Below are 23,540 nucleotides of genomic sequence, written 5' to 3' on the forward strand. Positions count from 1 at the left end.
CATATCCGGCGACACACAGACAGAGCAGCGCGATAGCGGTATGTTTCATCGGCGGCCCCCCGGCGTTGCTTTCACCGGCATAAACTCGACCTGCAGCAGGCCCGGATACTGGTGCAGCGTGGCACGCCAGCTGATTTGCGATTCGACAAGGCGCAGCAGATTCTGGAACGTCATATCGCGGACATGAATGTTCAGCGGTAACGGCAGGTGGACGCCGCTGTAGTTAAACTGAAGACCGCGCTGTCTGGCCAACTGGGCCAGCAGTTCGATCGCATCGCCGTCCCAGTCGAGTGAGAGGCGCGTGCTGTTAGCGTATATCGTGTCTGCCGGTAGCGGTGTGCGAATATTGATGACCTTCTCGTCCCAGAGCTGGTATTGCTGAGCTCGCACTACCGAGACGTTCTGTGACGTTTTTTCCGGCGGAACGTACGGCGCCGTAATGACGGATTTCGGTTGCTGGCAGCCGGCCAGCATGAACGAAGCCACTACCGTGGCCAGAAGCTTTTCTATCATGGGGAACCTCAGTCTGTGCGGTTTAACTGGCACGGTGCTGCCTGGCGTACAGGCGTTCGTAGATGGAGCGGATTTCTGCGGCGTAGTTCTGACGTTTTAGTTCCTGTTTCGGGTCATCTGAGAAACCGGCGTTATAGGAGCCGAGACAACGCCAGGTGTTACCACATTTTTTCAGGTGTTTTGCAAGCACCCAGGCGCCGGCCTGAACACATAAGCACGGGTCTTTTAACAGATCGTCAGCAGAAGAAATGACACCCATCGATACCAGCGCCCGGACGTTCGCCGTATTGATTTGCATGAGGCAATAATCAGAGCTGAGCAGCCTGCCGGCTTTATCGTAGTTACGGCCGACAGCGTCAGGGCGGAGGCTGCTTTCCCAGATTGCGATGGATTCAACGACGAGCGGGTTCTGGTTGTACTTCGATGCGGCATAGTTAAAACAGTAGGCCTGCGCCTGGGGCAGAAAAAGCAGGGAGCAAAGAAAAATTGCCGGCAGTTTCATGGACCCCTCCCGTTACTGATGGCTGAAGAGACGAGGTCGGGGGCTGTATGAGGTTATCGTGATTCGTGACTGTCCCCATTCAACCGTCGCGTAGAGCGACTTCGCCGAGACCAGATTATTGAGTACGCGCGGCCACTGATCGTTAAGAGACAGGTTCACCCGTTGCCGGCGCACTTTTTCCAGACCCGGGGACCAGTTGACTGACCAGCCGACAGGAATGATGCGTTGTGCGGCATCCTGAACGGTAATGTTCCGGGCGTAACCAGCGCGTTGCGGGAATGATAAAGGTCCCGGGCGCCCGTTGTAGGAAACATGGCTCAGTGCCGGCAGTTGAACGTTTTGCGATACCGGAAGGGACGGGCTTCGGTAAGGTTCGATCACTCCTGGTCTGACAGGCGTTGAAGGTGGTAACGGTTTAATCAGTGCAGTAGGGGATACCGGTCGGGCCGGATTCGGTCCTGTCTGGTGAAGGCCGGTCTGGGCCTGGCTGATAGTCTGAGCGCTGTCTGCGATTAGACCATCGATGTATATGCTGGCAGGGGCGTCAGTGCTGGCTGAGTGTGAGACACAGCCAGCCAGAACTGCGGGGATAAGCAGCCCTGGAAGTAGATGTTTCATAATGATGGCTCCGACGAAACGGGGGTATTAGACCGAAACACTTAACTTGATAGAAAACAAAGTAATATACATAGATACGTCAGGAAAGGTGCTAGACGGAAACTTAGATAAGGTCAGGAATCATCCGACTTTATTATCGCTTCAATAAATTCATTCTTTGCATTTTCTCCATAATGATCAATTAAAAATTGGAAAAAACGAGCTGTAGAGACTTTCCTCTTGGTACTGTAAGAAATCTCAATAGTCATTTGGTCTATTCTATCTTTACGTTCAGCACCAATGTAAATGACATTATCTGATGTACGGTTTTTTCTTTTTTCAGGCGGCGCATTAATTGCCATTATTTCTCCTCTTGCTTTTGCCGGAAGGCATATAAAAGTGATTAAGCAAAGCCCACTCTTCAGTGGGCTTTAATCAATACTTTATAATTACGCTAGATACTTCGTTTACCGTATCAGTGTTGCCCGTTCCACGTCTGCTTTCGCAGAGGTAACCTTCTCAAGCGACAGATCGTCCCGCTTGATACGTCGCATTTTTGCGTAGGGGTCTAAATAGGAACTCTGTATCAATTCGATTTTACACATTGTTAAAGAGCAATTTAAAAAAACCAACATTGTTGCGTATGCAAAAAAGTGATGGGCAAGCCACGGTGTAATAGCTACTGACTTACATCCCTTTTTGAACTTCGAGCTCACCCCTTCCCTGGCGCTGTTTTATAGCCACAGCAACAAACCAACCCCAGGTTGTGTATATGTGTAACTATAACGCATATGTTATAGAACTATCTGTATATGTCAACCTGTGGTTGGATTACACGGCAAATTTACAACCTCAGGTTAAAACCTTTAGGAGTAAAGTTATCGGAAAAGATTGTTTTTACTGATAAAATGCCTCTGCCTTATACCTGTAGTTACTTTATGCGTGACGCTCCAAACAAGAGGTGAAAAGTGATGAATAACAACACAAACTGGATCGGAGATCTGGTTGCAAAAGTTCTAACGAGTGGTGGCGTACCGGAGAAGAAACATTCAATGCATGTGGGGCATGTCCTTGAGATGTCTTCTACTGCGGCCACTAAAAAATTGGCAGGAGGAAGTGAATGGCGAGTTCAGCAGCTGCTTGAAGTTGTGCATTCCGTTGGTATGAGGCTGGATGATTTTTTTCGACTTTACTATCAGGAACAATCTAATAAGGATGTTGAAGTTCATGAGGCAGTTTGGAGCGATGGGGAATTGAATGAGCCCTGTAAGATCTATATTTCTGAAAACCCATCGGAACCGACAAATTACTCTGCATTAAAAATAAATGATGTGTGGCATGTTGTTAAAACGAGCAGTATCCGTGATGATGTGCTATTTGAATCAAAAATGAATATTGATTTAATCGAAATTATTCCAAAAAAAATAGACAAAGAAAAGCATAGAATTGCTGTGCTTGATGACGATAAAAATATCGTTCAGAGCCTATCATCTCTTCTTGAAGGGGATAGATACACAATAAAGGAATTCTATAGTATAGATGAATTAGATGATGCTATCGAACAAACCCCGTTCGATGCATACATATTAGATTGGATTGTAGATAATAAAACCGTTTTCAATACAATTAAAAAAATCAGATCATCAGGAAATAAGCATGCGATGGTTATGGTTTTAACAGGACAGTTATCCGGGGCAGTTGATAGCGAGATCTCAAGAGCTATTAACGAACTTGATATTATTGGCCCCTATGAAAAGCCTATAAAATCTTTCGTTATAAAATCAAATGTAGATAAGTTTTTTCCAAACAAATAGCCATGAACAGTTGCTTATTAGAATATACAGGTAGTCTTCTGTTGAATGGGAGATACATCGTGTCTCCCTATGGAGTGAATAAGAAAAAACCTGTTGGTGATCTTGCTCCATTGGCATATAAAACAGTATATAACAATGCATTAAACAAGGTTAATGTTGATTATAAAAAAATAAAAAAAGTCACCATAATTAATGGATTAGGGGTAACCCTTGGAGATTCAATCATTGGAATCTCTGCTCTGCATGCAATTAAATCTATAAATCCGGATATTCATATAACATTGATTAGGCCGGAGCATTGCCAGGACTATGTCGAACAAATTTATCACATGGCATCAGGCATTATTGATAAGTTATTATACTTACCTTTTGACATCTCTAAAATCAACCATGCAGACGTTAATATAGATATGGGAAATCAGCTTTATTGGGAAGATTTTGATAGCATCGAGATGCATGATTTTTTTCTAAATAATCTTGGAATCAACCCCAAAAGCATTAATGATAACATCAAAAATAACTCCTGGCTTTTAAACACAGATGTACCAAATTTTGATCTGGGGGAGTATATACTGTTTTGTCCTAACGCGAGTACAAAGATAAGAAGCATCCCCTCACGATTTCATGTTGAAATTGTTGAAGAATTGAGCCACGAGTTCGGCGTTAAAGTATTAGGTTTCAATGACGTAGATCACCCTAATTTCTTTAATATAAGCAACATATCCCGTGATACGTTATCTTTCGCAGGAATCATAAAACATGCATGTTTTTTGTATACCTGCGATTCTTCTGCGCTTCATTTAGGAGCAGGCTTTAATATACCCACAAGGTGTATATTTACCACTGTCAAACCTGAGTTGCGTAGTCTTTACTATACTAAATGTGAATCAATTTATATCGGAAATAACCATACCGAAGGTGTTCATTGCAGCGAAGATGATTATATGCTGGAAGTATTAAATAAAGAATTTGAGGAATTTTATGCATAAGTTTAAACTTTCATTTTTCGCCACGATTTTGTTTGTGACCTCTCAAGCAATGGCTGCGACTGAAGATATAAATATTGACGGAATGATTAGCCATAGAAACAATGACATTGGATACACACTCACATTCAATGACTTTATTAAAATGCCAATGGCACACATAAAGACAACGACACCGTGGACGAAACCAAAAACTAAAGTAGATTTTGAGGGTGTTAGAGTTAAAGACATATTAAAGTTAGTCGGTGCTCAAGGGAGAACATTAAGAATGAGCGCACTAAATGATTACTCAATTGATATCCCTGTCTCAGATGTTGAAAATTACAATATCATCTTTGCTTACAAAATGAATGGTAAAAAACTTAAAGTAAGAAATTTTGGGCCTTACTTCGTTATATACCCACTCGATGAGCACGCTAGCGAGATAAACAACCCATTGTATTTATCGAGATTCATTTGGCAGGTTAACAAAATTACGGTGCTAAAATGAAAAAGATTCTTATTGTTCTATCTGGAATGGCAGTTACATTAACTTTTGTTGTATCGACAATAGTTAGATACGATTCTATGTTGTCTGACAAGTCTTTTTATGCCATAAGCGGCACTCAGGAAAACTATGCATGGGCAATTGCAAAGTTTTCAATCCAATTGTCTGAGTTTTACTCTCTTGTTAAGAGCGAAGACAAAGATATGGATAAAATCCGATTAAAGCTAGATATCCTTTACTCTCGCATTCATGTTATTAGAGCAAGAAGCGAATCGACTGAACCTTTATATAATCAAGAAGGGTACAAGCAGATCATAGATTCTATTTATTACAAAATAAAATCGGTAGACTCGTATATAAACACCCCTAACCCAAACATTAAAAAAGTTATTGAGCTAGTTAATAAAATTGAACCAGACTCAAAATCATTGAACAACATAGCAGACCATGCCGAGGTCAATCAAAGAACAAAAGCCCTTGAGGACTTTAAAGAAAAAAGGCAAAGCCTTATTATTTTATTGGCAATCGTAACAGTTTTAATCTTTGCTATGTTTATCATAGTAGCTTTTCAGTTATATAAAACCAATAAATTATTAGAAGCTGAAAAAGCTGCGTTTAATAATAAAAATGCTTTTTTGGGTGCATTAGGGCATGAATTAAAAACGTCTCTGCAGGCAATCACATCTTCAATTGAAATAATATCCTTAAAAAATTCAGGATTGGATTCAAAACATATCGAAAGACTGGAGAATGCCGCGAAGAGGATGGAAAACCAGATGAAAGACCTGGCAGAGTTCGCTAAGGTTGACAATGGAAATGTAGTGGTAAACAACATATCATTCAACCTTGCCAAACTTATAAAAGATACAGTTAGCGAATGTGAATCAATTTCCAATAAACATTCTATTGATATTAGAACAGACAATATTAGCGATACTTATATAATAAGCGACCCTTTCAGGATTGCACAGATCACAGAAAACCTAGTAACTAACGCCATAAAGTATACCGACAAAGGTCATATAACTATAAATGCTTTTTTAGACGGTGATAGAACACTTGTCATAGAGGTTGAAGATACAGGAAGAGGCATCCCAAAAGATAAACTAAAATCGATATTCCTCCCTTTCATTCGAGTAGCTGATGGAGTAAAAGTTCCCGGATTTGGTATGGGGCTTGCCATTGTTATGGGGGTTGTCAAAACAATGAATGGAAGTATTAGTGTCAAAAGTGAGTTAGGGCTTGGAAGTCTGTTCAGAATAACGCTGCCTGTAAAAAAAACGACTAAAGAAGAATTGGCTATTTCCGATGTTATTCGAAATGAAGGTTTTACGGCTAACGATCTCAGCATATTGATAATTGATGATGATGAGTTGGTTTGTGAGTCGCTCGCATCAATTTTACAGGGTATATTTCAAGTAGAATATACCTCATCTCCGGAAAGGGCGCTGGAGAAGTTGCGACGTAAACCATACGATCTTGTGCTTAGTGACCTGCAGATGCCAATCATGACTGGCGACGAGCTTTATATGGCAGTAAAAACAGGCTCAGGTCCCAACACACAAACACCATTTATTTTCATCAGCGCTTATTCAAGCGAGAGTCCAGTTGATGGGGTTGAGCTTCTTACAAAACCAGTCAGGCTTAACGATATACGAAAAAGTATCGAGAAAATATATTCAAATAGATAGTTCGGACACAACATCAAGGCCAGCATTGTATCCGTAAATGATTTTCCTGGGGGCAGTTTAGTGTAAGGCAACGATCCTACCCGCCCCCATAAAGAATGGCGGATGGTCATTCCTTTCAGCGACAATTATTACTTTTCCGGATTGTGATAACATATCCATGTCATTTTTAACAGGCTATTGCCGATGAAGAAAAAAAACAGCACCCCCACACCCCACGATGCCACATTCAGGCAGTTCCTGACGCAACCGGATATTGCCCGGGAGTTCATGGAAATTCACCTGCCTGCAGAGCTGCGCACCGTCTGCGATCTCAGCACGCTCAAACTGGAATCCGGCTCGTTCGTTGAGGATGATCTCCGCCAGTATTTCAGTGACGTGCTCTACAGCCTGAAAACGACAACAGGGGAAGGCTATGTCCATGTACTCATTGAACACCAGTCGTCTCCGGATAAGCATATGGCATTTCGTCTAATCCGGTATGCGGTAGCCGCGATGCAGCGTCATCTTGATGCCGGTCATAAAAAGTTGCCACTGGTGATACCGGTGCTGTTCTATACGGGGAAACGCACCCCGTATCCATACTCCACCCGGTGGCTGGATGAGTTTGACGATCCGGCGCTGGCAGGCAAACTCTACAGCAGCGCTTTCCCGCTGGTAGACGTTACGGTCATCCCGGATGATGAAATCGCCGGACATCGCAGTATGGCTGCCCTGACCTTACTGCAGAAACACATTCATCAGCGGGACCTGGCTGAACTGGTTGATCGACTGGTGCCCATTTTACTGGCCGGATATCTGTCTTCATCACAGGTAATATCGCTGGTACACTATATTGTACAGGCAGGCGAAACAGCCGACGCCGAAGCCTTTGTACGCGAACTGGCACAGCGTGTGCCGCAACACGGAGACGCACTGATGACCATTGCACAACAGCTTGAACAAAAAGGCATCGAGAAGGGCAGAGCTGAAGGTCTGCAGCTCGGTGAACAACGTGGTATCGAAAAAGGCCGCAATGAGGGTAAGCTGGAAGTAGCCCGTACCATGCTGCAGAACGGGATCGACCGTAGTACCGTCATGAAAATGACCGGTCTGACGGAAGACGACCTGGCGCAGATCCGCCACTAATCACTTTTCCTGGCACTCCCTGTCTGGCCATCAGCGTACGCTTGTGGGGACAGGGAGAAATTCCCTTCAGATCCGCCTGCGACAGCAAAGTCAAATACCCTGACATCCCCTCAGATGCTCTGTCGTCTTAATGCTGCACCGAAGCGGTTTTTATGGCTTATAACTGCTGTCGTCATTGTGGCGAACATCGTCGTAATAACGATCGTCATATTGCTGACGAAGTGCTTCCCGTTCGCTGTCCGTATACCGGCCTTTCAGCTGGTTAAACTTCTCCCGCGTATAGTCGTATTGTTCCCGGTCACTCGGCACGATGATACTGTCACGATGATGCAGGTTGTGTGCAGCCACCGCATCGCCGGCAGCATAAGCGAAACTGCCATCCCGGCTGAATTCGACACGCTCGCCTGATTTCCAGGCCACCATGTCAACGGCAATGCGCGTGTTGAGGTCACCGTCATCATACGGATTAATGACTTCAACGCGGTCTCCCCGATCAATGATGGCATCCTGCCCCTGGCGGGAATAGACAACCGCGCCGTCACGATGCAGGCGGGCCTCGTAACCATCTGCTTTGAGCAACGAGGTGTCATCTGCAGGTGCACAGTAAATAATATTGTCAGAGGCCTGCGGTGTCCGGTTTTTACGATTCTGTCGGTAAGACCAGCCACGCAACTGACTGAGCGCAGCCTGATCGCCGTGAAGCGCCTGTTGTTCGGTCCAGGCACGGTAGCTCAGCGGCCGCATCATGCCCTCGTCATACAACTTCTGGCGTTCTGCCTTCAGTGCAATACGCAGCGCTGCCATCGACTTCTCACGTTCAAACTCCACGATGTGGTACATGAGCTTACGCATATGCGCGTCTTTCTCGTTATCCCGGATATGGGTCTTCTGTTCTTTAAATGCAGCGGACACAGCCCGGAATCGTTCAGCGGCATGAAGGTCAGGTTTTTTCCAGGCATTGCGGTACTTCTCGTAGCGTTCGCGCAAATCGATACGGGCGTCAGCGCGTGCCTGCCGGCGCTCCGCACGGGCACCACGATCGCGGACATGCAGTTTGTCACTGTAAGGCGTCTGAACACTTTGCTTAACCATTTCCGCAGAACGTGGTGAGGGAACAAAGGTTCCCAGCGCAGGCTCAAGACGGGAAAGCGTCATACCAGGGTGAACCCTCGATGATTTAACGGCCAGTTTCTCGTCGCCACACACATCACGCACGATCAGTCCTTTGCCGGAAGTCTCTAACATTAAACCAGCATCATTCATGACTTGATGCAGTTTTTCCCATGACGCGTTCTTCTCACGGAACATGGCATTAACAGGCTTACGAACATGCTGGACTGCAAAATGATGAAGGGACTCTTTATCAGAGAAGTGTTCAAGCTGTCGCGCTGAACGTGGTGCATTGCGATACCCTTTTCTGGCCCGCACAATGTTGTTGTCAGCATCACGAACCCAGCTTCCGTTATCCACTTTAAATCCGTGCTTCAGTTCCAGTTCCCGGCAGGTACGCTGAAGTTTATCCGCGTCATTCCAGACATTAGCCGCGCGATAAGAAACCGGGTGGACGCGGTTAGCTGCAACATGAACATGTAGATTATCCGTGTCACGGTGAATCGCCGCAACATACTGGTGTTCTTCCATACCCAGGCGCTTGAGTGAGTGTTTCACACTATCAAAAACCTGATCGTCAGAAGGATTTTCATCTTCCTGCCAGCTCAAAATATAGTGATAAACCGCATCCTTTACGTGCAGGTTCTGCATGGCAATGCTGTTCATCTCCATTGCGGCTGTTTCAACCGACATCAGGTTATGCTGACAGATAACACCGTCAACAGAACAGCGGACATCTCCTTCCGGACTCATGTCAGTTATCTGCTCGGTGATCGTTCCTTCGCTACGGTTCATGTAGTCAACAAGGCGATCAAAAATGGCCTGGCGGGAACGTGACGGTCGCTGGAAACGCTGGTCTTCTTTCAGTTCGTCTTTTAACGGGACATCATCACGCACAGAAACGTACGCGACCAGCTGAACAAAGCTGGACTTCTTGTCGCGACGTTTGGGTGGAATGATGGCGTTCATGTCTAGTCGTTCTTTTGCTCTATCCTGAAAATGGCTGCCTTGATGGCCTGCAGTATCTCTGCGTACTCCTTACTGCCGACCCCGTTCCCTTCTTTAAAGAGGTGCTTCTGTAAACCGCCAAGACGTGAGAGCTCGTTAATGAGTTTGTGATCTGTCTGCGGGGCAATCTTCCTTCCTAACGCCGCCCTCAGCATAAATGCACCAATGCTGAGGCCCGCATCCTCCGCCTTCTCACGAACTGCCTGCTTGTCTTCAGGGGTGCAACGGATGCTGGGTAGAAGGGCTGTCTTCTGACGGGTCTCACTTTTACTCATTCAGCAAATCCTGTTTACGGTTCTGGTAGATAGCACAGTCTGGGGTGTCGGGGCTACGCCCTGACCAGGAGTTTTGGAGTGACGCCACCGTGGTGGCGGTGCTACAAAACATATCCTGTCCCGCTTTTGAACTTCGCAAATGAGTTTAGCAAATTTGCGACCTGTATGCCAGATGACAAAGGGAGTGCGCTGCACTAGTTCAGGTATATTGATATGCATGCAGGACACATCATCGCCTGTGATTCAAAGAGAACGGGATAGGCTACGCTTCCTGTAACGCTAAGGGATTATGATTTCCGGAGATGGTTATCCAAATTTTTACGCAGAAAATTTTGCTCTGCTTGTAATGATTTTTTCGGTAGATACAATGAAAATTTTTCCGGTGGAGGATTCCAGAATGGTTGCCAAAAAATCGAAGCTGTACAGCACAACAGACATCGAATCTATTCGAGGTCAGCTGGCTGAACTTCCAGATGTGACCCAAGAAAGATTACAGAAACGAGATGTACTTGATTCCCTGAAAAGTGATATTGAGACGCTGATTAAAAACAAGGGATACACACTCAGCGAAATCCTTGAGCACCTTAAAAACTTTGGTTTTCATGATGTGACGCTTAAAGATTTAAAAGAGATTACTGAAGGAAAAAGAACACGTCAGAGAAAGCGGGTCTCTTCATCTACTGAGGATAAATCGCCAGTTCAGGCGTGAAATTCCCCCTGCTGAAAGTTAATAAAACGGCGCTGCCATGAGCGCCGTTCGTTACTTTACATACTGTATCCCATGTAATATTCAAGCCAGAAACAGAAGTGTCGCCACTCCGGTCCGTTCATCGGTGGTACTCTCATTCGCTTACCCTTTGCAAGATCCTCGGCAAGCTGTAGAATGGATAATGACATAAGCAAACCTCACATTTTCTTTTGTCAACCTGCCGGATTGTGCTCGCAATCCGGCCCCCTTTTTTTCTCTACTTTTTAAACCCCCTTTAGTGTTCCAGATTTTTACCAGTCCCAGTGCTGAAGCTCTTCCACGATGGGTGCATCAGCCTGGAAATGAACCCAGTCATATCCTTCACATTCCAGCACTCTAAGATTTGATATGCAGCCGTCACTTACCCCAAAATTTTTCAGACGCTCCTCCCATTCATCGGGCAGAGCACACAACCGAAATAACCAACCGTGAGCAGTACTGCTTATCCAGAACTCTCCAGATTCTTTCCAGTTGTTCCAGAGAAACTCAGGGATAATCTCTGAATCTTGATGGCTAACGTGGCCTGTACAGATCACCGCTACCTTTACTGTTTCAATACCGGTTAATACCATTTCTTAATCTCCTTCCGGGGGAGTTTCTCCCCCGCTCCCGTCGATAATCAGTGCTAATTTATTGGTCTGATATAAGGCATAAAACCGTTGATAAAATCGCGGGAGAACGTGAAATCTCGCCAGATAAGATCACCACTGTTGTCACGCAGTTCAAGTTGAATGGCGTCAATAGAGTAGAAGTTAATTTTCAGATTAGGCAGGAGGCCAAGAGGGTATGCCTGAGACGCTACGGCGTTAATTTTCCGTGCATCAGAGTCAGGTAATTTTGCAGTATCATTGAGTTCCATTTTTTTTACCTCGTCGCCAGTCGGGGCGCTACCGCGAAAGGCTCAACTGCCTTTCGATGTAATAATTATACGTCTAATGAGCCATTTCGTCAACTCATCAGACGTATTTTTTTAATTTAATTTTGTTCAAATATGAACATTTAATGATGTCAGCCATCTAACATAATGGCTTGAATTTGGCCTTGTTGTAGGTGATCCGGTAGTCTTTGCACTTCCCGTTCTGCCGCAGGAACTCCAGCGAGACAACGTTAGCAGCGGCAAAATTGATGCACATAATGCTTTCCAGCGCCTCGAACAGGTCGGCTCCATTGGCCAGCGGAAACCACAGATCGTTGTCGCTACCGCTTAATTTTTCATGCAGACAGAAATGCACAGCACGCATGCCGCCAAATTCCGTAACCAGCACCGTATTGCTGGCGCGAATATCAGTTAGTGTTAACATTTTTCCCCCTGTCAGTATTGGCCCCCTCGCGGGGGCCGCCGTTTCAGTCAATCGCGCGGTAAATCAAACCGGCTTCGGCGTGCTGGTCGGCATATAATTTGAGCTTTTCCTGCTGGGTGATCAGCATGTCGCAGATGTGCTGATAGCCTTCTTCATGTGCGTGCCAGATCATGTGGTTCAGGGTGAACAGGGTCAGCACGATACCGGTAGCTTCTGCGGACAATTCCCCTTCGAACCAGTTACCGCTAACCGATACCGTGAAGCGCTCTGCGCTCAGTGGGTACATGAAGCCGCTACCGCAAGACAGTTCGACGAACTCCCAGGAACCGCCTTGATAATCGGCGCAGAGAGAACGTGCGTGGTTGTAGACACCGGCCTCACCTGTGAGATACCAGGCGCCGAACAGGCGTGGCAGAAAGGCCATGCGGCGGTTATTGGGGATAATGCGTGCAGTGATGGCGGGTTGATTCAGTTCAGTAGACATTTTCTGTACTCCTGCGCCAGTCGGGGCGCTACCGTCGAAAGACCGGATTGCCTTTCGATGTGATCATTATACGTCTAATGAGCCATGTTAATCAAGCAAAATATTCCCGCCTGCCTGAATATTTTCAGGCGGGAGAACTCTTTCCCCTGTCCATTTTTGGGGGCAGGATCACGCCTGCCCCCTTCTGATTCACATGATTACTATGACTTTGTTTCAGCGTTAAAGTGTACGGCTGCGATCCTGACCAACGGGATCACCGCGCTTTCCTCATCGAGCACACGAAAATTTATCGCTTCCCCCAGGTGCATCAGGTTAGCGATAAAATCAACGATGATTTCGGAAACCGGGTGTCCGTCGCTGCCCTGCTCATTCAGGCGCGCAAACAGCGCCAGCGCCTTAGCGGCCTTGATTGCCCGCTCTTCGTTCTCTTCGTTCATACTGCCGAAACACCATTCCCCCTTTTCAATCAGGGCCAGCGTGTCGTAATAGGCTTCATTCTGGGACATGTTTTTTCCTCCTGCGCCAGTCGGGGCGCTACCGTGAAAGTACGCTGCGTTACTGCGTAAATTAGCCGTTAATCGCCTGAGTGATACAGTCCAGCGCCTCAGACTCCTGCGGATAAAGTCGGCGTGCAGCTCCTTCGCCAGACTGGATCTCTTCCTGCCGGACAAACTGCGCCGCCAGCGCCACGACTTTTTGCAGTGCTTCTGCATTAACCTCAATCTTTCGATCGCGGGCGGCATCTTCGCGCACCTGCTTCGCCAGGCTCCAGACGGTATCTTTTCCGACGCCATAACGGCTGTGTGAACTGCATTCCGCGATTTCTGCCAGAACGGCTTCGGCCTCATCGTCAGTGAGGTTCATATCACTGGTGCAGTCATGGACATCTTCAGCAGTCCAGATCAGAAGGCTGATCCGCTGCTGTGGTTCAAAACTATCGAGAAGCCTTGCGCAAATTTCATTTACGTTACCGTGCATTGTAAAACTCCTGCGCCAGTCGGGGCGCTGCCGAGAAAGACCGGATGCCTTTCGATGTGATTATTATACGTCTAATGAGCCATACCAATCAAGCGATTTTTCACGCTCATAGCTGCTACAGGCAACGCTGTAGCAGTTTGCATCCAGTTCTGAAGGCCAGTCGTCACGCCCGCAACCTGATAGCAGGCAGGCGCTGAGGTGCCCAGGGCGATAGTCGAGATGCTGGCATGAGGCGCAAAGGTCATCATCTGAGATTGAGCGGCCTGCACAGATAGGCGGCGCTCCATCAGTGGGAATTTCTCGAAAATGTAGCGTTGTCACTTTTTTACTCCTGCGCCAGTCGGGGCGCTGCCGGTTAGCGATGCAGGGGGCTGTCGCCCCCTGCGGCGGTTCAGTCCTTACCCTTATCCTTCATGACTTTAATCAGCCCGGTAATGGCTGTAATGAGGGCGGCCATGGCCGTGATAATCTGAGGGAGGTTATGGAGGATTTCAGAAGAGGTCATAATGCACCTGTAAGGCTGTTTAGGAAGGTACTGATTTGAATCAGTAAAAACATTATACGTCTAACGAGCCACACATGCAAGCAAAAAAACGCCCCATGTAGGGGCGCTGTGATTATTTTACATACTGCCAGACATGCGGCGGGATCTTATCCCAGATGCGTCCCGATGCCAGCTCTGCGCGGCGATGGTCGGCGGCAGCCTCAAAAGCCTCGGTGTCCTCCGGCGGCACCTGTCCACGATCCCGCATGGATTCGTACATTTTTTCCAGTGTGTCCGGGTTACGACTGCGCCGAAAACGGAGAAGGTAAAAACGCCTCCGCGCCTGATAAACTGTTTCCGCCATGTATCTGCGTCCTGAGCGCCTTGTTATTTCGCATAGTATTCACGTTTTGGTTGAATAAGTCTTCGACTATACGCCCCTTGCGGGGCGTAGCAGGCGGTCAGCCCCAGGTGCTGTAAAAATGGCTTTCGTTAGGATCGGTCTTATAAGCCTGTTCGTACTCGTCAATGCTGACAGACGGATGCTCATGGTTTTCACGGATGCGACGGGTCACGGGTTCGCCTTTAAACTCGTTCAAAACCGGCTTTAACTCGCCAGACATTGCACTGTCTGCTTTCACCTGCTGCGCAGCGATGCGGCGCAGTACGGCAGTTTTCTTACCACGCAGGGCGATAACCTGATAAAAACAGGTATTTGTCTGCTCATAACCCCAGCTGGAAACAAAAACATCACCAAGAGAAACGGAGCCGTTACGGAACTGAAGGGATTGAATAGCCATGTTTATTACTCCTGCGCCAGTCGGGGCGCTACCGTCGAATGACCGGATTGCCTTTCGATGTGATCATTATACGTCTAATGAGCCATAGCAATCAAGCAATAAATACATACCCGGCGTGATTTTCTCAGACCGGGGAATACTTCCTTTCCCTGTTTATATTTCAGACCGCAAATGCGGCCTGCCGTCTGCATTACACGCGAGGGGGTAACATCCCAGGATAGTGACTGGCAACCAGATTATTGATCTTCTCAACCAGATCCGGGCGTTTAAACGTAATGTGCGCGCTGCCCTTTTTGTAATATCGCACGCTGAAGTAATCACACTCGAACACCTTACCGTTGAACTGGTTTTCACTGAAAAAGGCATCCAGTCTGGCACCGTCAGAAACGCGGTAATCTGGCACGTTACGCCCGTCCAGCACGTAGAACGGCCGCGCCAGATCGTCAATTTTGGTGTGCCCGTCTGAGCTGAAGCGCACCCAGCCACTGCGCCAGACATCGAGCAACGGCGCGATGATGATACGCTTGCCAAACATGCAGGGGTTATTGGTTTTATAATCCCACGACAGGGATTTAAAGATATCAATCAGCCCTTGCGTGAAGGTATCAGCCTTGCTTGCGTTCAGGTGCCGGAACGTACTCATAACGTTATCCAGCGTTATCGGCGGCATTTCTTTGCCTGCCACCTGCCGATCCCATTCCTGACGTTGCTTGTTGCTCATCAGCGTATACATACCGGTTTCCGTCATCAGCCGATCCCAGATTTTTCCGTCGATAACGCGGGAAATAGCCGTTTCGGCCTGATCTGGCGTGGTGTCGCTCCATTTGATGGCGCTCTCTACGGCTTTGTCGTAGTCATACAGGTACTGACAGCCTCCGGCCTGCTGCATCAGATCGCGCGCTTTTCGCAGCTTGTCTATGCCGTCGAGATAGACGCGGAGACCTTCATTTCGCAACGAGATAATGCGCTCAATAGCAATGGACGGGATCACTTCACCGCCATGCTGGCAAGACATCAGATCGACCGACGGGAGAGTATTTTCAGATGACATTTCAGACTCCTGCGCCATGCGGGGCGCTACCGTAAGGGTTGAACAGGGCTGGTAATGCCAGCCCTTCAGTGATTATTTGCAGCTCTGAAGCAGTTTACTGACCTGCGCGGCCAGCGCATACGTGGACGCATACGGACCGCTTAAACGGCGGTTAGGGATTTCGTTGAGGGCATACAGGCACGCCTTCAGCAACGCATCTTTCTGCGTGTCCAGTTCAGCTTTAAGCAGGGAGGGGGTCAGTGCTTTACTCATAATTTGTTACTCCTGCGCCAGTCGGGGCGCTACCGCGAAAAGCCTCATTGCCTTTCGATGAGATTATTATACGTCTAATGAGCCACAACAATCAAGTGTTATCTGATTAATTTTCTTTGTTTTTCCCTTGACGATTGTCCCAGGAAATTTTGCTTTCAGATCCCCATCTGCCAACTGACGATACTTTGTCAGCATGGTGAAGGGGTTCAGGCATCAGACACTAGCGATAGCCCGAAACCCCGCAGGGGGTTCGGCGGAGCTGCCAGGCTTCGCCTGGCGAGCGGAGTGTGGCTGACGACTGCCCGACGGGCAGGAGCCGAAGGGGCCCGGAGGTGTTTTAGTACGGCAGGCCTGCCAGAAAACGCCGGCAACTGAGCAGAAATGAACAGGGAAGACACGCTGTGCGGGCGCCAAAAGTAAGTTAACTGGCAGCCACCAGGGCGGGATCACATCAGAATGGGCAAGAATGGGGGTCAGGACTCGTCAAAGACATAAAAACGATGATGGGTACAGGTTTTTTAAATGCGCACTCAGAGAGCGGCTCAGCGAGTTTCAGGGCAATACGGGGTCGATGCCCGTATTGCCCTGCAGGCGGCAACCACCGCGTCAGCTTTCAGCCCCGGTCAGATAGCGGCTTAGCCCCTCACGTGAAGCCAGCACCGACGCTCTGAACTGCGGTTCGCCGTCACCCAGCGCCTTCAGCTTCTCCACGATATTGATCATCGGCACGGCTGTGCGCTGCTTATAACTCTCGATGTCAGCTGCATATTTCAGTAATGCCGTATCACTCGCCTCTTCCGCTGGCAGATAAGCACGCAACCACAGCGCATCTGCGAACGGATCTATCAGCTTTTGCAACGCTTCAGCCGTTGCTTCAAGCGCCCGCCGGTCAGTTTTAATGGTGCCAGTCTCCGGATCAACACACTTCCCTTCCCAGCACTCAGGTACAAACGACTCCCGATAATGAAAACCGTTGTCACCGTTTTCCGCGCAGGCCAGAAGGTTCTCGATGCTTTCAGGTGTTCTGTGCCGTAACATCCTGGCCGTTGCCATACCGATAGCATTTATCATGATGCCATGCAGTCCCAGCGCCTCCTGACGGTACTCCGCAGCGATATCATCCTGGGCAATATCATTCCAGCGCATCGCCTGTGCCCAGGCAGTCCAGAGCTTTTCTGCCATATCACGCTGTTGCGTTGAGGGAATGCTGTTGGCCCGCAGGTTGAGCATTTTTTTCGTCGCATCGTTCAGTGCTTTAAAGCTGATCAGCCGTGCGCTTTTCGCCGGGACCACGTTGTGTTCAAAATCCACTGAGCCCGCCAGCCCGGTGACGGTTCGGGCCAGATGCATTGCCAGCTGGTTGACCGGATCATTGTTGTTATATGCCATACTGATCGCCGCAGCCGGTTTGCTCGCGTTGTTATTAATATCAGCGAAAAACTGCTGGCGTAACTCAAGTGGCAGGCCAACGGTAAGCAACAAGCTGATCGTATCTTCCGTATTGGAATAATCGCGTACAAATTCAAAAATACCCAGCGCACGGTGCTGGCCATCGAATAATTTTAAATCAGCGTCCATCGGAATTTTAAGAATTCCCACTGCCGGCGATAGTTCGCTGGGAAGGAATTCAACATGACTATCAATATTTCCGGTAATTGACGGCAAAATATAGGGGGCTCGTTTTGATGTTGCGCCGGCAACATAATTCCGTATTTTTTTGGCCCGCGTTTTGTTCGCTTCTCGCTGGCTGCGATCCATAACATCGCCATCATTGTCCATTGCAAGAATACGACGTAACACGACCATAGGAACCGTCAGCATGTATTGTTCTATGCCGCCCTGTATTCCGCGTGTGGCCGGTACTCTGAAAAAATAGTTATCAGTATTCATCATATTTCCTTCGTATATCCGATACGTTCAGGAAGCACGTTTGCGCGTCGGTGTTTTGCGCTGCTATTTCCAGATCGGCGGCAAGCCGGCATCGATGCAAAGGACGCACCAGACGGAATACGCGATGTCACTTTCTCCAGTCACCCAACGGCGCACCGTTCTGCCGTTAACGCCAACATATCGTGCCAGCCCCTCCTGACTCAGGTTGAGCACATTTTCCAGCAGATAGCGGAGCTCTTCCCCCGTTGGCGGGGTCCATTTGTCAGCGGGACGGAAACAGCTTTCGCGGATCGCGCCCACGTTAAGCGGCACGGTATATTTATTGCCCATAGCAAGCCTCCAGAGCCGGCCGCACCCCTGTGCGGCCGCGGTTGTCAAATCAGACCATGTTCAGCAAAAGAGTAAATATCACTGCCGCCCACTATCAGGTGATCGAGGACACTGACATCAACCATCCCCAGCACCTGCACCAGACGGTCTGTGATCAGCTTGTCAGCCTGACTGGGTTCAGTGGAAGCGGAGGGATGGTTATGCGCCAGCACCACGGCGGCGGCATTATGATGCAGGGCGCGTTGCAGGACGATACGGGGATGAACGGTGACACTGCTGATAGTGCCCTTAAACAGTTCTTCAAACGCAATCACGCCGTTATGGCAGTTCAGAAAGAACGCGCAGAATGATTCGCGTGGTTCTGCAGCAAGACGAAACCGCAGCAAGGAACGCGCGGCGTCGGCACCGGTGATAAAATCCGTTGTGGTAATTTTGCCGGCAATAATGGCGTCCGCCTGGCGGATAATGTTGAGTTCTTCTGCTGAAAATTTCATATATTTCCCTCGGTAGGGGACCTGAGCACCTTGCCCGGCCACAAATATATACTAGGACATTTTGTCCTAGATGTAAATACAGTTATAAATAAAAAAGCCCGATTTAACGGGCTGTTATGATTTATTTCTGCCCCCTGCAATAACTTCCAGTTCCGTCTCTGAAAGCATAATTTCAGGCAGGGTTTGGTACGGCTGAGAAGTTCAATCGACCTCGGATCGAGGTCCAGGGATTCGCAAAAATCATCTCCGCCACAGGCATCACGCATCCGGTCCCAGAGCTCGTCAAAATCCGTTGTATCCGGATTGAAACCATTGGCGTAACAGACATTGTGCATCCCATTACTGTTTTTCTCACCTTTCGACGCCATCACATACACGCCATGATCTTTGACAAAAAGAAGCGGGCAATTAAAACGCTTAACTTCAGCAATAACGACGTTGAGCATAGGATCAGTAAAAACAAGTTCTGATTGCATGGTCATAGTGTATTTACTCCCTGAAAGCTATTTGCTGACCGCAGCAGCGGTGAGAATGTCAGAAAGGGACCCCAGCAGATATAATTCGGTGAGCTCGCCTGTTTCATTCAGAAGAAATAGCCCTGCAGGTCGGCCATTATGAAAAATAATGGCTTCATGCGATTGATGTAATTCACACTGACACAGCGAGAAATAAATAAGTGTCCATTCAGGGGAAATAACGGTTTTATTACCATGTTCCCGGATATAACGGGCAACATCAGCCTGTTGCTGAAAATTGAGAGCAGTCATAGGTTGACTCCTGCGCCGGTCGGGGCGCTACCGTCGAAAAACAGGATTGCCTTTCGATGTAATTATCGTACGTCTAATGAGCCATGAAATCAAGTTGATTTTGTTGCTTTCTGGTTTAAAGAGATTCCTTCCCCTGTTAATTTTTTATTTCACCTTCTCAACCAGCTGCAGTGAAGGATGCTCACCGGCCAGCAGTAACAGAAAATTGAATTCCCCGGTCTTGAGCTTCACGCCACGCTGTCCCGCCTTCTCTTTGGTCTGCCATGACGCCGGCTTATAGCCAAACAGCGCTGCAATTTCAGCGTGTTTCAGCCCCAGCGCCAGACGCAGGCGGCGAACATCTTCGGCCGTGGCGGGCTCTTTAACCATATCATCCGGGCTGAATGTCCTGTTCAGGCGATAATCAGGATGCACGCCGGCGATCAGCATCAGCATGTTATATTCGCCAGGGCGTAGACTGGTCTTGTTGTACTGACTGAGGTCGTCGCTGATGGCTTCCTTACGCTGCCAGGCACGCAGTTCATACCCCATGACGGCCCCTAATGCGGTTTCAGTCATGCCCATTTTTCCCCGGAGCGTCTTCACCGTTTCCGGCTGCGGAACGACGCTAACCATCTTAATCATCACCCTTCTCCCAGAAGTCAGAATTCAGAAATATTTTCACCTGGCGCGTGCGGGGATAGTCCTGGTGTTTCAGTCCCTCCCGCGTGTCAGACAGGTACTGCGTCTCCTGCTGCACCTTATTGATTTTGCCATTCCATTTGCGGACCAGCGCCCGGTAACTCCCGTTCTCCAGCTGATAAACTTCAAACGTATACTTGCTCGAACCGCTCCAGCCTTCGTTGTAGTAGACCTGTTTCATAGGATCTGCCTGATCAATGCGCCCCGTAAACATGACATCCCGGCTGCAGTGCCTGAACCAGTAACCGCGGGGCATAGCCGGTTGCCGGTCGCTTATTTCCCGCCTGGATAGCGTGCAGAAAGGCCTTGAGCGCAGGTGACTTCCTGATCTCAGGTTAATCTGGCATGACGTGTGGTGCAGGAACCTGCGCTGCTGCCGCAGGCAATGGTCACTGGTGATCACCGGCACGATACGGGAAACGAACAGGGGGAATGATTGCATGGTTTTACTCCTTCGCCAGTCGGGGCGCTACCGAAAAATGAGTCTTGATAATACGACGAATGAGCCACAATAATCAAGTTAACATTCAGGCGGCAGAGTGTCTGCCGCTGCTGTGGGTGAGTACCGAGAGGTCACGTTCTTCCCTTCGCCCCACAAACGGGAAAATGCGCGTTCACACCGGTGTCAGTTACTGCAGGCGAGCCGCTGATCAGCACCACATTTTCCACATGACGACGGTCGGCGATGGCGCGGAAGTTCACCTTAGTCATCATCCGGGAACAGATGCTGGATGTTCTTACGGGTTTCTTCCAGGTTCTTATCCTCCGGTTCTGCCGGTTCGGGGGGCACGGCGGAGCTGTTTTCCGGCGTTGCGCCGCCTGCCGGCGGTAATAAATGACTGCCACCGCCGGTGGCCTGCAGAAACGCCTCAAACAGGCGCGCCATCTCTCCCGTATCCTGCTGCGGCAGCGTACTGCTAATGATCCGCTGAATATCCTGCATCGAGGTGTTCTCCGTCAGAAATTCAGCGATCAGGAACGGCAGGCGTTCGTCCTGTTTCATCAGCGCGGCACCACAGAGCATCATGGCGCGCATCGCGCGGCCGCGCTCTTTCTGAGGCAGTTTCTCAAGAAAGCCGTCGGCTACCCGGTCTGCCGCATTGCGCTCCGGGTAGATATAAAACGAGCACTTACGGTTATCTGTCATACTCAGCCCTTCATTGCCACCATACCCAGAACCAGATCGAACTGCGGGTTATCACTGACGAAGAATCGATCGTCACTCACACCCGTCGCCTTCTTCACTGCGCCGGCGACCAGGCTGGCACCGCCACCCACAACCATGACGTGCGTGAAGCCGGCAAAGCGGCCAACTGAATCGGTGACACGATGCGTCAGGGCTTTTTCACGCTCATGCAGCACCTTCATTACCTGAGCCCGCTGGTCTGCGTTCTGAAGATAACGGGAAAGAAACGACTCATCATGTCGCGCCTGGATCAGACGGTCGGCAAAATACGAACTGGTACGGGTGCTCACGCTGGCATCCAGTGCATGTTTTACCGCTTCGGTGATGATCGACACGCCGGTTTTAGGATCGCAATGTGTCTTGGTGAAGCCGGACATTTTGCTGCGAACGTGTGCGATATCAAGCGTGGTTCCACCGATATCCACAATCAGCAGGGAGTCCAGATCGTCCAGATCCTTCAGCACACTGAAGCCTGCAGGGACCGACTCTGGCAGCACACTGACTTTACGCACGGTAAAGCTTTCACGCCCCTGAACGGCGACCGCACGCTTCACGTTCGCTTTTTTCCGCTCTATCTTGGCCATATCAGGCTGATCGTTCTCATCCAGGTACTCGCCCAGCGGCAGCGTCACCACAATGTCAACCGGCTGCGGTTCAATGCCGGACTGCATCAGCGCGTGGTGGATAGCAACAACATTCACATCACTGTACTGATAGCGGGTTTCCGTGGTGCGTACAGCATCCGGGCTCAGCTGATCAAAGCTGTACTTTTCCCCGTCAATTTCATAGTTGGCGGAAGCCGGCCCCGTTGAATCAGTCAGCAGCGTCATGGACCATTCCGGTTTAAAGCTGTTCGGACTGATCAACGTTTTCACTTCACCGTCTGCCACCCATGCCAGTTTGATATTGGTGGAACCGTCGTCAACAAAAATACGCATTTCAAACCTCACATTATTTAGAAAAAAACCGTATCCATCAGGAAAAATACAACACTCAAATGGATTATTACGCATCCCCGTTGGCGTGTAAAGACAAAAAGACGCACTAATATAGAAAAACACAGAAAAATACCGAACATAAACCAACAAAAGACGGTCAGACCGTCCTGAAAACGGCCTAACAAAGAAAAACTAAGGATTAATTTAGATTTATATGGAAATATAAGGATGTAATGCGGATTATTCCGGAAGTGTTAAATGACTGTCAGGCAGGCTGAATCGGACGCCATACTGACGACCGACATCGAGCGCAAACACGCGCGTGTAGATTTCTGTGGTTTCCAGCCGGGAATGTCCGGCATAAGCCTGCACAACTTTCAGCGGAACCCCATGCTGGATCAGGTGCATACAGAAGCTGTGCCGGAACGTGTGGCAGGTGACAGGGATACTAAAAGTGACAGAGTCACGTTTTGCGAGGTCCAGCGCCTTCCTGATCCAGTTACGCGGCGTGTTATCACTCTGCACCGGCCAGAGCAGTTGCTGTTTACCAATACGCAGGGTGGTCAGAAATTCACGCACCTTCCTGACATATTGAGGATCGGTCAGAGGAACAATACGGAACACTTCTTCATCCTTGCCCGGTCTGCCGCGGCCGCGCTGACGCTGTTTAAGCGTCTTCAGCCGGACAAACGGCCGGGAACCGTCAAGCTGAAAGCTGGCGCCGGTCAGCGCCAGCGCCTCATTAATACGTGCCCCCGTGTTCCAGAGGGTGTCGAAAAGGACCTGCTGACGCAGGTCTGGTACATACCGAAGAAAAACCATCACCTCCGGGGCCAGCAGGTATCTGGGTAACTCGGCCTGGCTGGCCATCTCCCGCAGCGCCAGCGCATCGGCATAATCGAAGTAGGCGTATGTCACACGATCGGGCCCGGTGACGTCGCTACGTGAATTCTGAGAAATTTGCAGGGGAAAAGTGTTCAATTTTTTAAAATCCGGTAATCAGCCTTCAGGCAACTGAATTGTATGGTATTTTCCGCCGAAACAGACC

The 23,540-nt window shown here is 48.8% G+C and carries 32 protein-coding genes; 6 read left to right on the forward strand and 26 right to left on the reverse strand.

The window, feature by feature from the left end:
• Positions 1-45: 45 nt before the first annotated feature.
• From BHE81_RS27000 to BHE81_RS27010, 3 genes are all read right to left on the reverse strand, one after another.
• Entirely contained in the window at positions 46-513 is a 468-nt protein-coding gene (locus tag BHE81_RS27000; protein WP_032440575.1) for a DotD/TraH family lipoprotein, read from the reverse strand.
• 22 nt (positions 514-535) lie between these two features.
• Positions 536-1,015 carry a lytic transglycosylase domain-containing protein gene (locus BHE81_RS27005; RefSeq protein WP_064357937.1) on the reverse strand — a complete coding sequence of 160 codons (480 nt, stop codon included), beginning with the start codon at positions 1,013-1,015 and terminating at the stop codon, positions 536-538.
• A gap of 731 nt (positions 1,016-1,746) precedes the next feature.
• On the reverse strand, positions 1,747-1,974 hold the full coding sequence (locus BHE81_RS27010; protein WP_103468714.1) for a hypothetical protein: 228 nt from the start codon (positions 1,972-1,974) through the stop codon (positions 1,747-1,749).
• Between the two features lie 609 nt (positions 1,975-2,583).
• Between BHE81_RS27010 and BHE81_RS27015 the strand changes: the two genes are divergently transcribed.
• From BHE81_RS27015 to BHE81_RS27035, 5 genes are all read left to right on the forward strand, one after another.
• A complete protein-coding gene (locus BHE81_RS27015; protein ID WP_103468713.1) occupies positions 2,584-3,426 on the forward strand; it encodes a helix-turn-helix domain-containing protein in 843 nt (280 codons plus the stop codon).
• Positions 3,427-3,485: 59 nt separating this feature from the next.
• Positions 3,486-4,415, forward strand: a complete 930-nt coding sequence (locus tag BHE81_RS27020; RefSeq protein WP_103468725.1) for a glycosyltransferase family 9 protein — start codon at positions 3,486-3,488, stop codon at positions 4,413-4,415.
• Positions 4,408-4,902, forward strand: a complete 495-nt coding sequence (locus BHE81_RS27025; protein WP_103468712.1) for a molybdopterin-dependent oxidoreductase — start codon at positions 4,408-4,410, stop codon at positions 4,900-4,902. The genes BHE81_RS27020 and BHE81_RS27025 overlap by 8 nt, the downstream gene beginning before the upstream one ends.
• Positions 4,899-6,590 carry a hybrid sensor histidine kinase/response regulator gene (locus BHE81_RS27030; protein WP_103468711.1) on the forward strand — a complete coding sequence of 564 codons (1,692 nt, stop codon included), beginning with the start codon at positions 4,899-4,901 and terminating at the stop codon, positions 6,588-6,590. The genes BHE81_RS27025 and BHE81_RS27030 overlap by 4 nt, the downstream gene beginning before the upstream one ends.
• A 183-nt stretch (positions 6,591-6,773) precedes the next feature.
• Complete coding sequence (locus tag BHE81_RS27035; RefSeq protein WP_103468710.1) at positions 6,774-7,715, forward strand: Rpn family recombination-promoting nuclease/putative transposase; 942 nt, start codon at positions 6,774-6,776, stop codon at positions 7,713-7,715.
• Positions 7,716-7,865: 150 nt separating this feature from the next.
• Here BHE81_RS27035 and traI read toward each other — a convergent pair whose 3' ends face one another.
• Positions 7,866-9,794 carry a TraI/MobA(P) family conjugative relaxase gene (gene traI, locus BHE81_RS27040; protein WP_103468709.1) on the reverse strand — a complete coding sequence of 643 codons (1,929 nt, stop codon included), beginning with the start codon at positions 9,792-9,794 and terminating at the stop codon, positions 7,866-7,868.
• A gap of 2 nt (positions 9,795-9,796) precedes the next feature.
• Positions 9,797-10,108 (reverse strand): plasmid mobilization protein MobA, encoded by a 312-nt coding sequence (mobA, locus tag BHE81_RS27045; protein ID WP_103468708.1) that lies wholly within the window; start codon positions 10,106-10,108, stop codon positions 9,797-9,799.
• Positions 10,109-10,397: 289 nt separating this feature from the next.
• Between mobA and BHE81_RS27050 the strand changes: the two genes are divergently transcribed.
• Positions 10,398-10,817: a MobC gene (locus BHE81_RS27050; RefSeq protein WP_227538284.1), complete on the forward strand. Its 420-nt coding sequence runs from the start codon at positions 10,398-10,400 to the stop codon at positions 10,815-10,817.
• A gap of 290 nt (positions 10,818-11,107) precedes the next feature.
• Here BHE81_RS27050 and BHE81_RS27055 read toward each other — a convergent pair whose 3' ends face one another.
• From BHE81_RS27055 to BHE81_RS27155, 21 genes are all read right to left on the reverse strand, one after another.
• The gene (locus BHE81_RS27055; RefSeq protein ID WP_032440568.1) at positions 11,108-11,428 is read right to left on the reverse strand and encodes a hypothetical protein; all 321 of its coding nucleotides are present in this window, start codon (positions 11,426-11,428) and stop codon (positions 11,108-11,110) included.
• Between the two features lie 53 nt (positions 11,429-11,481).
• Positions 11,482-11,715, reverse strand: coding sequence for a hypothetical protein (locus BHE81_RS27060; RefSeq protein ID WP_032440567.1), 234 nt, complete (start codon positions 11,713-11,715; stop codon positions 11,482-11,484).
• Positions 11,716-11,872: 157 nt separating this feature from the next.
• Positions 11,873-12,157 (reverse strand): hypothetical protein, encoded by a 285-nt coding sequence (locus tag BHE81_RS27065; RefSeq protein WP_103468707.1) that lies wholly within the window; start codon positions 12,155-12,157, stop codon positions 11,873-11,875.
• A gap of 43 nt (positions 12,158-12,200) precedes the next feature.
• Positions 12,201-12,641: an antirestriction protein gene (locus BHE81_RS27070; protein ID WP_040027871.1), complete on the reverse strand. Its 441-nt coding sequence runs from the start codon at positions 12,639-12,641 to the stop codon at positions 12,201-12,203.
• A gap of 200 nt (positions 12,642-12,841) precedes the next feature.
• Positions 12,842-13,147 (reverse strand): hypothetical protein, encoded by a 306-nt coding sequence (locus tag BHE81_RS27075; RefSeq protein ID WP_103468706.1) that lies wholly within the window; start codon positions 13,145-13,147, stop codon positions 12,842-12,844.
• Positions 13,148-13,208: 61 nt separating this feature from the next.
• The gene (locus BHE81_RS27080) at positions 13,209-13,619 is read right to left on the reverse strand and encodes a DUF1380 family protein (RefSeq protein WP_103468705.1); all 411 of its coding nucleotides are present in this window, start codon (positions 13,617-13,619) and stop codon (positions 13,209-13,211) included.
• Between the two features lie 617 nt (positions 13,620-14,236).
• Positions 14,237-14,467: an Hha/YmoA family nucleoid-associated regulatory protein gene (locus BHE81_RS27090; RefSeq protein ID WP_004187345.1), complete on the reverse strand. Its 231-nt coding sequence runs from the start codon at positions 14,465-14,467 to the stop codon at positions 14,237-14,239.
• A gap of 97 nt (positions 14,468-14,564) precedes the next feature.
• On the reverse strand, positions 14,565-14,903 hold the full coding sequence (locus tag BHE81_RS27095) for a hypothetical protein (RefSeq protein WP_011091056.1): 339 nt from the start codon (positions 14,901-14,903) through the stop codon (positions 14,565-14,567).
• A gap of 190 nt (positions 14,904-15,093) precedes the next feature.
• A complete protein-coding gene (locus BHE81_RS27100) occupies positions 15,094-15,954 on the reverse strand; it encodes a DUF4942 domain-containing protein (RefSeq protein ID WP_103468703.1) in 861 nt (286 codons plus the stop codon).
• Between the two features lie 72 nt (positions 15,955-16,026).
• Positions 16,027-16,206, reverse strand: a complete 180-nt coding sequence (locus BHE81_RS27105) for a cobalamin biosynthesis protein CbiX (protein ID WP_103468702.1) — start codon at positions 16,204-16,206, stop codon at positions 16,027-16,029.
• Positions 16,207-16,812: 606 nt separating this feature from the next.
• Entirely contained in the window at positions 16,813-18,096 is a 1,284-nt protein-coding gene (locus BHE81_RS27110; protein ID WP_103468701.1) for a DGQHR domain-containing protein, read from the reverse strand.
• Between the two features lie 63 nt (positions 18,097-18,159).
• Complete coding sequence (locus BHE81_RS27115) at positions 18,160-18,426, reverse strand: helix-turn-helix domain-containing protein (protein WP_020805667.1); 267 nt, start codon at positions 18,424-18,426, stop codon at positions 18,160-18,162.
• A gap of 44 nt (positions 18,427-18,470) precedes the next feature.
• Entirely contained in the window at positions 18,471-18,920 is a 450-nt protein-coding gene (locus BHE81_RS27120) for a JAB domain-containing protein (RefSeq protein WP_103468700.1), read from the reverse strand.
• Positions 18,917-19,402, reverse strand: a complete 486-nt coding sequence (locus tag BHE81_RS27125) for a DUF3085 domain-containing protein (protein ID WP_227538282.1) — start codon at positions 19,400-19,402, stop codon at positions 18,917-18,919. The genes BHE81_RS27120 and BHE81_RS27125 overlap by 4 nt, the downstream gene beginning before the upstream one ends.
• A 21-nt stretch (positions 19,403-19,423) precedes the next feature.
• On the reverse strand, positions 19,424-19,687 hold the full coding sequence (locus BHE81_RS27130; protein ID WP_103468699.1) for a hypothetical protein: 264 nt from the start codon (positions 19,685-19,687) through the stop codon (positions 19,424-19,426).
• A gap of 144 nt (positions 19,688-19,831) precedes the next feature.
• Positions 19,832-20,311: a hypothetical protein gene (locus BHE81_RS27135; protein WP_103468698.1), complete on the reverse strand. Its 480-nt coding sequence runs from the start codon at positions 20,309-20,311 to the stop codon at positions 19,832-19,834.
• The gene (locus BHE81_RS27140) at positions 20,304-20,549 is read right to left on the reverse strand and encodes a sugar ABC transporter substrate-binding protein (RefSeq protein WP_103468723.1); all 246 of its coding nucleotides are present in this window, start codon (positions 20,547-20,549) and stop codon (positions 20,304-20,306) included. Before BHE81_RS27140 ends, BHE81_RS27135 begins: the two co-directional genes overlap by 8 nt.
• A gap of 392 nt (positions 20,550-20,941) precedes the next feature.
• Positions 20,942-21,082, reverse strand: coding sequence for a hypothetical protein (locus BHE81_RS28460; protein ID WP_167877745.1), 141 nt, complete (start codon positions 21,080-21,082; stop codon positions 20,942-20,944).
• Positions 21,072-21,515 (reverse strand): plasmid partitioning/stability family protein, encoded by a 444-nt coding sequence (locus BHE81_RS27145; RefSeq protein ID WP_103468697.1) that lies wholly within the window; start codon positions 21,513-21,515, stop codon positions 21,072-21,074. The genes BHE81_RS28460 and BHE81_RS27145 overlap by 11 nt, the downstream gene beginning before the upstream one ends.
• 2 nt (positions 21,516-21,517) lie before the next feature.
• Positions 21,518-22,492 carry a plasmid segregation protein ParM gene (locus BHE81_RS27150; RefSeq protein ID WP_103468696.1) on the reverse strand — a complete coding sequence of 325 codons (975 nt, stop codon included), beginning with the start codon at positions 22,490-22,492 and terminating at the stop codon, positions 21,518-21,520.
• Between the two features lie 240 nt (positions 22,493-22,732).
• Positions 22,733-23,473, reverse strand: coding sequence for a tyrosine-type recombinase/integrase (locus tag BHE81_RS27155; RefSeq protein ID WP_103468695.1), 741 nt, complete (start codon positions 23,471-23,473; stop codon positions 22,733-22,735).
• Between the last annotated feature and the right edge of the window lie 67 nt (positions 23,474-23,540).

This window comes from Klebsiella sp. AqSCr (genome assembly GCF_008452795.1).
GTDB classification, from domain to species: Bacteria; Pseudomonadota; Gammaproteobacteria; order Enterobacterales; family Enterobacteriaceae; genus Klebsiella; species Klebsiella pneumoniae.